Source organism: Limnobacter sp. (assembly GCF_036405155.1).
In the GTDB taxonomy this organism is placed as follows: domain Bacteria; phylum Pseudomonadota; class Gammaproteobacteria; order Burkholderiales; family Burkholderiaceae_B; genus Limnobacter.
Genome location: NZ_DASWYD010000006.1, coordinates 114,777 through 129,208, shown reverse-complemented (window position 1 = coordinate 129,208; position 14,432 = coordinate 114,777). Strand labels below are relative to the sequence as shown.

Annotated in this window: 11 protein-coding genes; 4 read left to right on the top strand and 7 right to left on the bottom strand. The window is 54.5% G+C overall.

Going from position 1 to position 14,432, the window contains the following annotated elements; all coding sequences use genetic code 11:
- Nucleotides 1–10: 10 nt before the first annotated feature.
- Nucleotides 11–436, top strand: a complete 426-nt coding sequence (locus tag VGE55_RS06915; RefSeq protein ID WP_331130981.1) for a DUF3106 domain-containing protein — start codon at nucleotides 11–13, stop codon at nucleotides 434–436.
- Nucleotides 437–514: 78 nt separating this feature from the next.
- On the top strand, nucleotides 515–985 hold the full coding sequence (locus tag VGE55_RS06910) for an RDD family protein (protein ID WP_331130980.1): 471 nt from the start codon (nucleotides 515–517) through the stop codon (nucleotides 983–985).
- 18 nt (nucleotides 986–1,003) lie between these two features.
- Here VGE55_RS06910 and VGE55_RS06905 read toward each other — a convergent pair whose 3' ends face one another.
- The 6 genes from VGE55_RS06905 to VGE55_RS06880 all read right to left on the bottom strand — a co-directional run bounded on the left by VGE55_RS06905 (nucleotide 1,004) and on the right by VGE55_RS06880 (nucleotide 11,356).
- Entirely contained in the window at nucleotides 1,004–2,011 is a 1,008-nt protein-coding gene (locus tag VGE55_RS06905) for an aminotransferase class I/II-fold pyridoxal phosphate-dependent enzyme (protein WP_331130979.1), read from the bottom strand.
- Complete coding sequence (locus VGE55_RS06900; protein ID WP_331130978.1) at nucleotides 2,001–3,467, bottom strand: SpoVR family protein; 1,467 nt, start codon at nucleotides 3,465–3,467, stop codon at nucleotides 2,001–2,003. Before VGE55_RS06900 ends, VGE55_RS06905 begins: the two co-directional genes overlap by 11 nt.
- Nucleotides 3,468–3,485: 18 nt before the next feature.
- Entirely contained in the window at nucleotides 3,486–4,739 is a 1,254-nt protein-coding gene (locus VGE55_RS06895) for a YeaH/YhbH family protein (protein WP_331130977.1), read from the bottom strand.
- A gap of 11 nt (nucleotides 4,740–4,750) precedes the next feature.
- Complete coding sequence (locus tag VGE55_RS06890) at nucleotides 4,751–6,715, bottom strand: PrkA family serine protein kinase (protein WP_331130976.1); 1,965 nt, start codon at nucleotides 6,713–6,715, stop codon at nucleotides 4,751–4,753.
- A gap of 242 nt (nucleotides 6,716–6,957) precedes the next feature.
- Nucleotides 6,958–8,745, bottom strand: a complete 1,788-nt coding sequence (locus VGE55_RS06885; protein WP_331130975.1) for an MFS transporter — start codon at nucleotides 8,743–8,745, stop codon at nucleotides 6,958–6,960.
- Nucleotides 8,746–8,860: 115 nt separating this feature from the next.
- Nucleotides 8,861–11,356, bottom strand: coding sequence for an acyl-CoA dehydrogenase (locus VGE55_RS06880; RefSeq protein ID WP_331130974.1), 2,496 nt, complete (start codon nucleotides 11,354–11,356; stop codon nucleotides 8,861–8,863).
- A gap of 396 nt (nucleotides 11,357–11,752) precedes the next feature.
- Between VGE55_RS06880 and VGE55_RS06875 the strand changes: the two genes are divergently transcribed.
- A complete protein-coding gene (locus VGE55_RS06875; RefSeq protein WP_331130973.1) occupies nucleotides 11,753–12,217 on the top strand; it encodes an SRPBCC family protein in 465 nt (154 codons plus the stop codon).
- Between the two features lie 66 nt (nucleotides 12,218–12,283).
- On the top strand, nucleotides 12,284–13,339 hold the full coding sequence (locus VGE55_RS06870) for a saccharopine dehydrogenase family protein (RefSeq protein ID WP_331130972.1): 1,056 nt from the start codon (nucleotides 12,284–12,286) through the stop codon (nucleotides 13,337–13,339).
- 86 nt (nucleotides 13,340–13,425) lie between these two features.
- Here the strand turns inward: VGE55_RS06870 and VGE55_RS06865 are convergent, their stop codons facing one another.
- Nucleotides 13,426–14,256, bottom strand: a complete 831-nt coding sequence (locus VGE55_RS06865) for a L,D-transpeptidase Cds6 family protein (RefSeq protein ID WP_331130971.1) — start codon at nucleotides 14,254–14,256, stop codon at nucleotides 13,426–13,428.
- Nucleotides 14,257–14,432 lie beyond the last annotated feature (176 nt).

Here is a 14,432-nt window from a genome sequence, read left to right as displayed (position 1 = left end):
CTTGTTCATCATGAACCATACCATTACACGTTTGAAGTGCTGGAGCTTGACCGCTGGTCTGCTGTTCGTGCTGGGGGTTCAAACAACCGATGCCTTGGCTAAAACACCCTGGAATTCACTCAGCCCCAAGCAACAGGAGCTGCTGGAGCCGATGCGCAACGACTGGAACAACATGACGCCTGCTCAACAGGAACGCTGGTTGCATGTGGGTAAAAAATATGAGAACGAAGCCCCGGAACGGCAGAACATCATGCGAGAGCGTGTGAGCACCTGGCGCGAACTGACCCCGCAAGAAAAGGCCGCTGCCCGGGAAAACTACAAAGCGCTGCGTGAAAAACAGCAGGGTGAAAAAAACTCCAGCTGGAATAGCTACCAAACCCTTCGCCCCGAAGAACGGGAAGGCTACCAAGAACGCTCCCGTGGGCGTGGTCGCTAGCAATCACCCCAACAATTCAATTCTCACAAAACATTTCCTCTGCTCAAAACGGGCCACAGGTCAAGCTAAACTTCGTCCATGAATTCACGAATCCTCGACCATGGCTTGATATCCCCCAGCCGTAAACGCCGACTGGCCTGCATGCTGTATGAAACCATGTTGCTGTTCGGCGTGGTGTTTATTGCGGGCTACTTCTTTGACACGCTCACCCAAAGCAAACACGCGCTTTATTTAAGGCATCAACGTCAGGCCTGGCTGTTTTTTGTCATTGGTTTGTATTTTGTGTGGTTTTGGCGGCATGGTGGTCAAACCCTGGCCATGAAGACCTGGCACATCAAACTGGTGAACGCGGAAGGACGTACTGTGGGCTGGGGTCAAGCTTTGATTCGTTATGTGCTGTGTTGGCCTTTGTCGCTCAGTGGCTTGGGTTTTATTTATTCCTTCTTCGACCCTCAAGGCCAATTTGCACAGGACCGCCTGTGCAACACACGCTTGGTCAGCACGAAGGCCCGTCCTCGCGGCATCGAAGAAGCCACGCGCGCGCAGTAGACTTTCCTGCGGAGTTGCTCACCCCTCCTTCTCGGCTTTGTTGGAGTGTTTCTTGAGCGTTTGCAAGGCCAACTCCAGACGCAACCAATCGGCCTCGGTTTTGGGTACCCCGCAACGAATCAACACCCCCTGCTCGGTGGGGTAAGTTCGCACCAAAATACCCGAGCGTTCCAGTTGCTGGGCCCATACCTCGGTTTCTGCATGGCGAAACGCGACAAAATAACCACCTTTGTACAATGCATCATCGACACCAAGCCTGGTAGACCACAATCGCTCGAGACGACCCACGGCCTGCTGCAGGCGCACCCGTTGAGCGCGCCGCCAGGCCTCTGCTTCAAAAAATTGAAGCGCCAGCCACCATTGGGGGGCCGACACAGCCTGTGTACCCACTTCATGGAGCAAAGCAGAGCAGACGGCCTTGGGCGCACAAACGAAGGCGAGGTTGGCACCAGCCAAACCAGAAAATGGCGCCACGGAGCGCAAAACAATGGCTGGACATTCGTCGATGCAGGCGGCATAACTGGGCTCATCGGTCCAGTCCAGGTAAGCCTCATCCAGAATCAACCAGCCACCTTGATGACGCAGCCGATGCGCCAGGGCCTTGACTTGCTCAATGGATATCAACTCACAGGTTGGATTGACCGGACGTGCCAAAATCAAGACATCGCACTCGGGAATTTCCCCCTCCAGGATCATGTCTACGGGCCAATCCAGAACAATGTGACTGGCCCGTCGAAAACGCTTGTCCCATTGGTCAAAACTGGGCTCTGCCAGCACCACACGCATGCTGCCGTACCAAGTCTGAAACAAGCGCGCCAAACCTGAAATGCCGCTTTCAATGCCGGTCACGGCCAACACGGACTCGCAGTCAAAGTACTGACGTGCCCGAGCATGAAAATTTGAACGCAATACATCGGCCTTGGCCCAAATGTCCGCGGGCATGGCAGGAAGCGGCAATTCGTCGGGGGCAACTGAACCCGACAAATCAAGCTTGGCGGGCTTGGCAACCCGCGTCTCAATGAACATCGATGGTTTCCAGGTGAACCGGGAAACCCCACAAACGCTCCACGTGCGCGAGGGTTTTTTCAGCCTCGCCGTCGTTGAGCGGTCTGCCCCGGCGGCTCATGTGGCTTAGGGTCAACGAGCGGTCCGTCATGCGCGCGTAGGAAGTCACCTGAATGTCGGGCACCATGCTTTCCCGGGCGTACTGGTCAGCCAACAGCGTCCGAATGCGTCGGTAGCCTTCGTCGTTGTGGATGCTGTCGATCACCAAATCGCTTTCGCTGGCGTGGTCAGCGATGGCAAACAGGCGGAAATCACGGATGACTTTGGGCGACAAAAACTGCCGAATAAAGGACTCATCTTTGAAATTTCGCATCGCAAAGTCGATGGCCTTCAGCCAGTCACCGCTGCCCGCCAATTCAGGAAACCAGGCACGGTCCTCGTCGGTGGGCTTTTCACACATTCGGCGAATGTCTGCAAACATGGCAAAACCCAAGGCATAGGGATTGAGCGCTCGGTAGCGCCCATCGCGTGAGTCGGGTTGAAACACCACATTGGTGTGTGAGGTTAAAAACTCGAGCATGAATCCGTCGGACACATGCCTTCGGTCGTAGAGCGTGTTGAGCAAGGTGTAATGCCAGAAGCTGGCCCAACCCTCGTTCATGACCTTGGTTTGCCCCTGCGGATAAAAATACTGAGACATTTTCCGCACAATGCGAACCAGTTCGCGCTCCCATTCGCGCAGCTTGGGCGCCTCTTTTTCGATGAAATACAACAGGTTTTCAACGGGCTCAGAGGGGTAATTGTCTTGCTTGCGCTCGATCTTGGCGGCCTCAACGGGCGACACCTTCGCCATGATTTCATCGTACTGCCGACGCTTTTCCTCGGCCAAGTCGTCACGACGGGCTTTCACCGAGGCCTCGGACTCAAACCGGCGCTTGTATCGGTCCACACCAAAATGCTGAATGGCGTGTGCAGCATCCAGCACTTCCTCCACCGCATCAAACCCGTATTTCTCTTCGCACTCCATCACGTATTTTTTGGCGAACACCAGGTAATCAATGATGGCGTCTGCCTGCGTCCATTGGCGAAACAGGTAATTGCCCTTGAAGAATGAGTTGTGGCCATAGCAGGCATGCGCAATCACCAGTGTCTGCATGGTCATGGTGTTTTCTTCCATGAGGTAGGAGATGCATGGGTTGCTGTTGATCACCACTTCATAAGCGAGATTTTGCTGCCCGGTTTCGTAGAGGTGTTCATTCACGGAAAAGGACTTGCCATAGCTCCAGTGCGGGTACATGACAGGCATTGCACCGCTGGAATAGGCGTCCAGCATTTGTTCAGCGCTGATGACTTCAATCTGGTTGGGGTAGGTGTCCAGTTTGTAGGTATTGGCGGCAATGTCATGCACCACCTCGTCGATATCGCGAAGCAATTCGAACGTCCATTCATTGCCAGCGGAATCCAGGCGCTTCACCATGGCTTTGCCTCCCAACGCTCAACGGCCAAATGCCGTTTCCTTTTTTTCAAACAATCCGCGGAATACAGGATAAATATCTCGACGGTTGAACAGCTTGCGCATGGCGAAGTGCCCTGCACACTGCTCTTCAACGGCTTCGAAACTTTCCCATAAATCGGAGGCGCGCGCCATTCCAAACATCGGTGTGGGCATGGTTTCTACGTATGCGTAGTAACGCACATGGGGCATGATGTGCTGGATAAGATAGTCGGTGCTGCGTTTGGCGTCCCGAGAGGTTGCGTCACCATCCGACGCTTGGGCCACATACACATTCCAGGCACTGCCGTGGTAGCGCTTTTCGATGATCTCGTGCATGAGTTGCATGGCTGGCAAGATTTCGGTCCCACCACTTTTTTTGCCATAGAAGAAATCTTCTTCGGTGACTTCCTCTGCTTCATCGGTGTGACGAATAAAGACCAGCTTCACTTCTTCATATTTGCGCGTCAGGAACAGGTACAGCAGCGTGTAAAACCGTTTGGCCAAATCCTTCTTGGCTTCATCCATGGATGCGGAAACATCCATCAGGCAGAACATGACGGCATTGGTGGAAGGCTCTGGATACACAACGCGGTGACGGAAGCGCAAATCCACTTCATCCAAAAACGGCACATAGGGGCGCTTGGAGGGGTCTGGCAAATCGAGGTCCAGTTGGTCGTGGTCTTCGTCCTCATCGTCTTCTTCACGGGGTTCCAGTGCCACCCTGCGCATCAGCGAAGCCTTCATGGTGCGAATGACAGACAAGGCGGTGGGTGCGCCCGAGCGTGTGTAGCCTGCATTGCGGCTTTTGAAGCGTTTGACGGACGAAATTTCCCGCTTGAGCAACTCGGGCAGCTCAAGGTCGTCGAAGTAGAGGTTTAGAAATTCTTCTCGCGACAACACGAAGGTAAAGGCATCTTCCCCACTGCCTTCACCCGGGTCGTTGCCCCCCTGCCCTTGCCCACCCCCTTGTGGGCGCGGAATGTGGTCGCCCGGCACGAAGTCCCGGTTGCCGGGGACCACACGCTCTGTGTCGCCACCCTGACCGTAAACAAACGTTGGCTCTGACACCTCTCGGGTGGGAATGCGCACTTTGACCTTGCCATCGCCACTGACATCGGAAATGGACGATTCACCCGCCACGTCCGACACCGCTTTTTTGAGTTGCGATTTGTAACGGCGAATGAATCGTTCCCGGTTGGGCAAGCTGCGATGCTTGCCGTTCAGCCTGCGATCAATGATGGTTGAATCGCCCATGTCGTGAATCCTTACGACGCTTTCTTCACCCGCAAATGCCATTCCACCAGCAAGCGGACCTGTTTCTCGGTGTAACCCTTGGCCACCATGCGATCCACAAAGTTGTCATGCTTGTCCTGATTTTCCTTGGAACCTTTCGCATCAAAGGAAATGACCGGCAGCAGGTCTTCCGTTTTGCTGAACATGCTGCGCTCAATCACTTCACGCAGCTTTTCGTAGCTGGTCCAAGAAGGCATCACGCCCGCATTGCTGGCTTGGGCCCTCAAGACGAAGTTGACCACCTCATTGCGGAAGTCTTTCGGGTTGGCAATACCTGCAGGCTTTTCAATCCGGTTGAGCTCTTCGTTCAGCGACTCGCGGTCGTAGATCTGGCCTGTGGCTGGGTCTCGGAATTCCTCATTCTGAATCCACTTGTCTGCAAACTGGATATACCGCTCAAACAGGTTTTGACCATATTCGCTGTAGCTTTCCAGATAGGCCGTCTGAATTTCTTTGGCGACAAACTCCGCGTATTTGGGTGTGAGGAAGCTTTTCACAAAGTCCAAATATTTGCGGGTTTGCTCCTCGGGCAGGTTGTCTTTAATCACCTGTTGTTCCAGCACGTACAACAAGTGAACCGGGTTGGCGGCGATTTCATGGTGATCAAAGTTGAACACCTTGGACAACACTTTGTAGGCCCAACGAGTGGACGAGCCTTGCATGCCCTCATCAGGCCCAGCCGCATCGCGATATTCCTGCAAGGGCTTGGCATGGGGGTCGACGTCTTTCAGGTTTTCACCATCGTACACGCGCATCTTGCTGTAGAGGTTGCTGTTGGCCGGCTCTTTCAAGCGGGTCAGAACACTGAACTGCGCCATCATGTTCAAGGTGCCTGGTGCACAAGGCGCCTTCTTGAGCGATGAATGCTCCAACAGCTTTTCGTAAATTTTCACTTCTTCGGACACGCGCAGGCAGTAAGGCACCTTGACGATATACACACGGTCGAGGAAGGCTTCGTTGGTTTTGTTGTTGCGGAACTGCTGCCATTCCGACTCGTTGCTGTGGGCCAAAATAACGCCGTCAAACGGAATCGAGCCAAAACCTTCAGTCCCTTTGAAGTTGCGCTCCTGCGTGGCAGTCAGCAGAGGGTGCAGCATCTTGATGGGCGCTTTGAACATTTCCACGAATTCCAGCAGACCCTGGTTGGCCAGGCACAATCCACCGGAAAAACTGTACGCATCGGGGTCGTCCTGGCTGAATTGGTTGAGCATGCGGATGTCCACCTTGCCCACCAATGCGGAAATGTCTTGGTTGTTTTCGTCGCCTGGTTCGGTTTTGGCAATCGCCACTTGGTTCAGTGTGGAAGGCATCAGGCGGACCACGCGGAACTTGCGCAAGTCGCCGCCAAACTCTTTCATGCGCTTGGTGGCCCAAGGGCTGGCAATCCCTGTCAGGTAACGCTTGGGGATGCCGTACTTGTCTTCAAGGGAAGAGCCAAATTGAGCAGGGTCAAACAGACCCAAGGGACTTTCGTTCACCGGTGAGCCTTTGAGTGCGTAGATGGGCATTTCCTCCATCAAGGCTTTCAAGCGCTCGGCCAACGAGGACTTGGCGCTGCCCACCGGCCCCAGCAGATAGAGCACCTGCTTGCGCTCTTCGAGGCCCTGCGCAGCATGCCGGAAGTAAGCGACGATGTTCTCAATCACCTCTTCCATGCCGTAAAACTCTTTGAAGGATGGATAACGGCGCAGCACGCGGTTGGCAAATAGCCGGGAGAGACGTGGGTCGTTTCGTGTGTCGATGACTTCGGGCTGACCGATTGCATGCAGCATGCGCTCAGCAGCGCTGGCGTAAGTCATGGGCTCAACCTTGCAGAGTTCAAGGTACTCTTCCAGGCTCATCTCGGTTTGTTGAAGGGATGAATATCGGGACTGGAACTGACCAAACAGGTCGTCGCCGCCGGAATTCACAGTTGGTTTGTCAAGCTCAGTGTTCATGGTACCCTCCTGCACAACTCGCTTTCACCGTTCATGCTTTAGCATGATTTGACCTGCGCACGATTTCATTTCGCGCTCAAACTCAATATTCCCATCTGCCGATCAAGTTGCAAAAAACAGGCCACCTCGCCAGTTTGCCAATGCGCTGTTTTGGTGCTCGCTGTGTTGGCATTGTCGCCAACCCTTGCATTCAACCGCGGACTAATTCTTTCAGGTTCACTATCCCCTTTCCAATGCGTCGCTCACATCCCTTGAGCGGGTTGGAGCATTCGTTTACTTAGACGCCAAATCGGCTGGGAAATTGCATGGTCATTCTTCAATTCTTCATGAAATTCGAGAATACCCATGCTGATCCCTTTCTTGGCGAGCACCGCAGGCATGTCATCGAGTCGGTATTGTTTGCGCAGCAGCTCATACATCGGCTTGTCGATGGCAATCGACCGCTCCTCCTGCATGTGTGTTGCAATCTGGCGAATCAATTCCTTTTGCGCATCCACTTCGGACAACTTGGTGAATTCGAGAATGAACCGGCGCTTGCGCAACCACTCGACAAAACCACTGGACTTGAGACGCCCCGACAACACGACTGTCATTTCCAGTGGAAGGCCCGCCATGCGGTACAGATAGTTTTCGTGGAGCAACGTTGGAAACACAATGAGGTGGCCACCGGGGTCGCCGAGATGATCCACATCGGCCAACTGGGGCAAATTTCGGCGCCGCACCTTGAACAACAGCGCTGCGCGCAATACCACATACGGTTGCTTGAACCACCACAAGCCGAGGGCCACTGCATTGAGCGCCGTGACCGCTGAAAACACCCAAACCACCTGACCCCGTGTGGCCAACAAAATGGTGATTGCAAAACCGGCAGACACCACCATGAAGAAGGAGTTGACGATGTTGTTTGCCGACACCACCCGCGACCGGGCATCTTTGGGGGCCAGCGCTTGCATGGTGGAATACAAGGGGACGCTGTAGAGACCAACCCCTGCGCTAATGGCCACAAACAGTAGAAGAATGGCAAGGTTTGGAAGCTGGGAGAAAAACAGCAGCACGCCTTGTTGGCTGCCAACAGACGTGTAAGTGACCAGCACTCCATGCAACAACAGCCCGGCAATGACCATGATCATCAAACCGATCAAGACCAGCCCCATTTCAATCCGTTTGTGGGACAACTTCTCGCACCAGAACGCTCCAATGCCCAGCCCCACGGTGAACGAAAACAACAATACCGTGGCAACACCCGCGCTGGCATTGAACACCGTTTGGGTCAACAAGGGAAATTGAGTGAGGTACGTGGCACCTACAAACCACAACCAGGAAATGCCCAACAGGGATGGCCACACCGCCGACAATCGGGTAGCAAAGCGAACATTTCGCCAAGTCTCGGAGATGACATTCCAGTTGACCACCAGTTGCGGCGAATGCGACGGGGTGAGCGGCATGCGGTGGGCGGACCACACACCCGTCAACGCCACCACAAACCCAAAACCACACACCACGTACACCACCGTGTGGCCAGCATCGGCACTCATCAGGCTACCGGCAGCGATGGTGCCCAGCAAAATGGCCATGAAGGTGGCCGACTCAACCACGGCATTGGCCATGACCAGCTCATGGGGTTTGAGTTGGTCGGGCAAGTAGGCATATTTGGCGGGTCCGAAAAAGGCGGCTTGTGAACCCAACAAGAACACAGCGACCACCAGCAACTCGACTGAATTGAGCAGGAAACCCACACCGGTGATGAGCACGATGAATGGCTCCAGCCATTTGGCCAAGCGCATGACTTTGGTTTTGTCGTATTTGTCAGCCAACTGCCCGCTGGTGGCTGAAAAAATCACGAAAGGCAATATGAACAGACCCGCGATGAGGTTGACGAGCAAGCCTGCCGACCAGTCACCACGCAAGGCGTCATTGTAGGTCACCGCCAGCGTGACCGCGAATTTCAAAAGATTGTCGTTGAACGCACCGAGAAACTGCGTCCAGAAAAAAGCGCCGAAGCGTTTGTCGCGTATCAGTGAAAGGGCCATGCTTTCAGCATAGCGCAAATGGCCTCAAACAGACATAAAAAAAGCCCGGCCAAGGCCGGGCTTTTGAGCGGTTTTTACTACAACAAAGTCGCAGCAAAAAACTTCCTTTTTTAAATCAAGCAGCTTCCTTGTATTCAGACACTGGCTTGGCTTCGATGATCTCATCGGGAATTTGGCCGTTGGTGCGCAGGTATTCCTTGCTGAAGTCATCGGTGAGGATGGCGTCGAAGCGGATGGGTTCGTATTCACGAATGCCCTGAGCCAATTCAGCGGTGATGAGCTTCTTGGCCACCGCATCTTGCAACTGGGCTTCCAGGCCTTCACCAACCACCTTGCCGGAGGATACGGCTTTCAGGAAGTTGCTGTAGCCAGGCTCAATGGAGATCAGCTTGTCAGCGGCTTCCAGAATACGGCCTGTTGGGTCAGAGGAACCTTCACCCACAAACACCTTGTCCAGCAGGCGCTCGGCGAACACATTGCGTTCCATCATCAGGTCAGCAACCTGGGCGTTCAGCGTGTCGCTTGGGCCACGGGTTTTGCCCATGCCAAAGGGGAAGGCCACGAAGTTCAGCAGGCCACCAATCGCTTTCACAGGGAAGTTGCGGTTAAATTCAACAAAGGCTTTGTCGATTTCAGCGATGGAATCTTCAATCGCCCACTTGGCGTGTGCCAGTTCTTCCTTGTTGCGACCATTGGTTTCGTAGTACTTGATCACGGCTGTGGCCATGTACAGGTGACTCAACACATCGCCCAGGCGAGATGACAGACGCTCGCGGCGCTTCAGTTCACCACCCAACACGCCCATGGCCACGTCAGCTGTAAAGGCCAGCGCAGCAGAGCGGCGCTCCAACGCTTTGGCATACACAGCCATTTCACCGGACACTGGGCTCTTGGCCAAACGGTTGCCGGTCAAGCCCAGCACCAGCGCACGCATGGCGCGGTTGAAAATGTGGCCCAGGTGACCAAAGAAAGCCTTGTCGAAATCACGCAGACCTTCAGCCTTGTTGGGGTTTTGGGCGGCTTGCATTTCTTTCAGCACCCAAGGATGGCAGCGAATGGCACCCTGACCGAACACGATCAGGTTGCGCGTCATGATGTTGGCACCTTCCACGGTAATGGCCACAGGCATGGCTTGGTAGGCCTGACCCAGGTAGTTGCGTGGGCCAAGAATCACCGTACGACCACCGTGCACGTCCATAGAGCGCAGGATGATTTCGCGCATCATTTCAGTCATGTGGTACTTCATCATGGCGGTGACCACCGACGGTGCACACTCGGCACAGGCGGTTGCAGTCAACACGCGAGAAGCTTCCAGCTTGTAGGTGAGGCCCCCGATTTTACCGGTGGCTTCCTGAACACCTTCAAACTTGCCAATGGGCAGCTTGAACTGGCGACGAATACGGGCGTACGCGCCAGTGGCGAGGTACATGCCCCAGCCGGACGCTGCAGACAGCGCAGGCAGGGAAATACCACGACCTGCAGACAAACATTCAACCAGCATGCGCCAGCCCTTGCCGGCCATTTCGCGACCACCAATGATGGAAGTCAGCGGAATGTACACGTCGCGGCCAATGATGGGGCCGTTCATGAACACGGCACCGGGGAAGTGACGGCGGCCGATTTGCACACCAGCGGTGTCCGCAGGCAACAAAGCACAGGTAATGCCGTAATCGGTTTTGCTGGCATCGCCCAGCAGACCCTGCGGGTCCTTCAGTTTGAATGCCAAGCCAACCACGGTGGCCACCGGGGCCAGGGTGATGTAGCGCTTGCTGAAGTTCAGCATGATGCCAAGCTCTTCCTTGCCATTGATGTTGCGCTTGACCACAACACCGGTATCAGGAATGGCGGATGCGTCGGAACCCACTTCAGGACCGGTCAGACCAAAGCAAGGAATTTCACGGCCGTCCACCAAACGGGGCAGCCAGTAGTCTTTTTGCTCTTGGGTGCCATAGTGCATGATCAGTTCGCCTGGGCCCAAGGAGTTGGGCACCATCACAGTCACAGAGGCTGTCAGCGAACGGGTTGCAATTTTGGCCACCACGCAGCTTTGCGCGTAAGGGGAGAAACCCAAACCGCCGTGCTCTTTGGCGATCAGCATGGCAAAGAATTTGTTCTTGCCCATGAAATCCCACACTTCCTGGGGCAAATCCTTCAGTTCGAAGGTGATTTTCCAGTCGTCGAGCATCTTGCACAATTCTTCGGTTTCGTTCTCCAGGAACGATTTTTCATCCGCAGTCAGCTCGGTGTACTTGACGTTCATCAGCTTGGACCAGTCGGGCTTGCCACCGAACATTTCAGCTTCCCACCAAGTGTCGCCTGCTTCAAGCGCGTCTTTCTCGGTTTGGCTCATGGCCGGCAGCGCCTTGGAGAAGGCTTTGAAAATTGGAGAGGTCAACACACCGCGGCGCAAGGCAGGCACGTTGAGCACCACAGCCACGGGCACATACAGCACCGCGAAAATGGTCAGACCAACCGGGCCCAAACCACCCAGGGCGTAAAAGCCCAAAGCAGCTGCGCCAACGGCGGCGGTGAAAGTCAGCAGGCTAGCGCCGCTGTAAACCAGGCCTACCAGCACAACGGCTGCGAAAAGACCAAAAAGAACATTTGACATGGTAAATCCCCTTGAATGCCATCAAAGTTACTGGAGCGTAACATGCGCCTTCGGTGAACAACTGTCAACCTCATTGCAGCAAAAATACAGTCATTTTTCTAGAGGCTCGATTCGAAATAATTCAAGTTTTTCTGCTGCATTGCACCAATAAAAACAATCACTTGGCCTATATCACCCGAAAACCCTTGCGTTTCGATCACTTGATGAGTTTTGCATTGCAAAAGACGCACTGTGAACAAACGTCAGGCCGAAGGTGTTGCCCGCAAACCCGCACCGAAGCGTGCCATAGTTGCGCAAAAGCCCTCACCATGCGGCCTAGAACCCGATACACTTCCTACAACGCTCGAGGTGTATCACCCGGACAAGAACAGCCCACAACAAAGCAGAGAGGAGAACATGGCAGTCAACGTGAACGTAAAAATTGAACGCACATTCAATGTGGCCTGTTCAGCCAAAAAAGCCTTTGACCAACTGGCCAATGTGGCCGACACCACTACCCTCTTCCCCAAGCTCGACAAGATTGTTGAATTGAAGGATGGCGTGTGGCGGTGGGAAATGGAAAAAATCGGTGCCGGCGGTTTGTCGCACCAGGTGAAATACACGGTGAAATACACCAACGATGGCGCCACCAAAATTGACTGGAACCCGGCACCTGGCGATGGGAACGCACAGGTATCCGGCGGATGGATCATCACCCCAAAAGGGGACAAGGCCTGCTCAATCGCGTTCCGGTCCAGCGGTGAATTTGAAATGCCGGTGCCCCGCCTGATGAAAGGGATTGCCGAAGGTATTGTGAAATCCGAGTTTGAAGCCCAAGTGGGTACATTCATCGACCGCGTCAAAGCCAAGCTTGAGTCCTGATTCACGGACGACACCCATTGAATCGCCCCGGGACACCTGGGGCGATTTTTGCTTTTAGGAGAAGAAATGCCCTGGATGATTTACGGTGCCAACGGGTACACCGGAGAATTGATTGCCCGCGAGGCAGCCAAGCGCGGCCTGCGCCCTATTTTGGCTGGCCGCAACGAGGCGCGCATTCAAGCCTTGGCAGGCGAACTCAACCTGCCCAGCAGGGCATTCGGTTTGCAAGACGACACTGCATTGTTCGAAGGGCTTCAGGATGTGGACCTGGTGCTGAATTGTGCCGGACCCTTTTCGCAAACAGCCGAACCGATGATGTTTGCCTGCATCCAGAACAAAACGCACTACCTGGACATTACCGGCGAAATTTCGGTGTTTGAGCTGGCTCAAGAACTGAGCTCCAAGGCCCGCAAGGCGAAAATTGTGCTGTGCCCAGGGGTGGGGTTTGATGTGATTCCCACCGATTGCGTGGCTGCCCGCCTGAAGGAAACCTTGCCGGATGCCACCCACTTGACCCTGGGTTTTGACTCGCGCAGCGGCCTGTCGTCCGGCACGGCAAAAACCACCGTTGAAGCCATGAAAATGGGCGGACGCGTGCGTGAAGATGGCGAAATCAAGGCTGTTGGCTTGGGTTACAAAACCCGTGAAATCAATTTTGGAAACGGGACCAAGTTTGCCGTTACCATTCCGTGGGGCGATGTGTCCACTGCCTTCCACAGCACGGGGATTCGAAATGTTGAGGTTTACATCCCCTCCTCGGCAAAGTCGGTGCGAATGATGCGCGCAGCCAATCTGGCTCGCCCCATTCTGGGCCTGGGACTGGTTCAGGGCATTCTCAAAAGCCAGGCTGGAAAGGTCGAAGGCCCCAACGAGGAGCAACGGGGAAAGATGCCAGCTTATGTGTGGGGTGAAGCCCGCAATGAGGCTGGACAAACCGTGGTGGCCCGGGTGAAAACTGCGAATGGCTACAGCCTGACGGTGACCGGCTCATTGGCTGTGGCCAGTTATATCCTGATGGAGAAAAACATTCCGGGCGGCGCCTACACACCGTCCAAACTCATGGGCAGTGACTTTGTTGAGCGGCTGGATGGTTCTGGGAAAATCCAGATTTCGGATGTCTGATTGACCAACACCAAGAGTGTGTAACTGTCGACCAACAAAAAAGCCCGTGCCTTTCAGCACGGGCTTTTTTGTTAAAACGTATTCGATTACTTGCTGAACTCTTCCCGTTCAATTTTCCAACCACCGGCAGACTTGACCAGCTTCAGGGTTTTGTGGCCCACATCCTTGAACTTGTTGGATGCGTATTCCTGCTTGAAGCTCACAGTTGCCATGCTGTCAGACGTCATTTTGACTTGAATATCCGACAAGGTCACGCTGATGGTCTCGGGTGCGGACAGGCGCTGTTTGCGCTGCTTCTCCCAAGCAGAGCGGGTCATTTTGCTGGGCTTGAATGAATCGGCGTAGAAGCCCATGTAACCGGCAACGTCTTTGGACGACCAGGCTGCTGCCCAGTTGCTGAGCATGTCGGCGATGGCCGCGCCGTCACCCACGTCAGCACTTGCAGCGGGCGCAGGGTCCGAGGCCAACAGGTCAGCCGCTGGGACGGCTTCAGCCGGGGCTGCAGCCGGTGCAGCTGCAGCGTCGGTTTTAACGGTGCTTGCAGGTGGTTTTTCCAGTGCGGCCACTCGAACCACTTTGTCATCCTTGAAATACACGCCATAAGGCACGTATTCATCCCCAGCGCCTTCTCCCTGCTTCACGACGTAGTCCCAACGGGACTGGTCTTCGGTGTTGCTCAACATGGGCGCACCGATTTTGTTTTTGACCTGCAGTGGGCTCATTCCCAACTTCACGCGGGCCAGGTCGACCTTGGTGATGAAATCACGGGGACCCACGTTTTCAAATTCAGAATCCAGATACTCGGGCACATCCTTGAGTGATTTGATCGAACCACAGGCCGCCAGGGTGGTGACGGACAGAACCAAACCAAGCGTGGACAGCAGACGAGAAGCGCGGAGGTGATCAAATGTGCTCAAAGTTGTCTCCCTTTGATGTGTATTGTGTTTAAGTCATTCGATAATATCGGAATGTACACGGCTTTACGCGAAAGTAACGCGGAAAACAGCGCTAGAGCATGCATCTTAGCGAATCACCGCAGTTTCTGTCAGAGCGAAGCAACACCTTGTTGCATGGCCGACCGGGATACACTCTA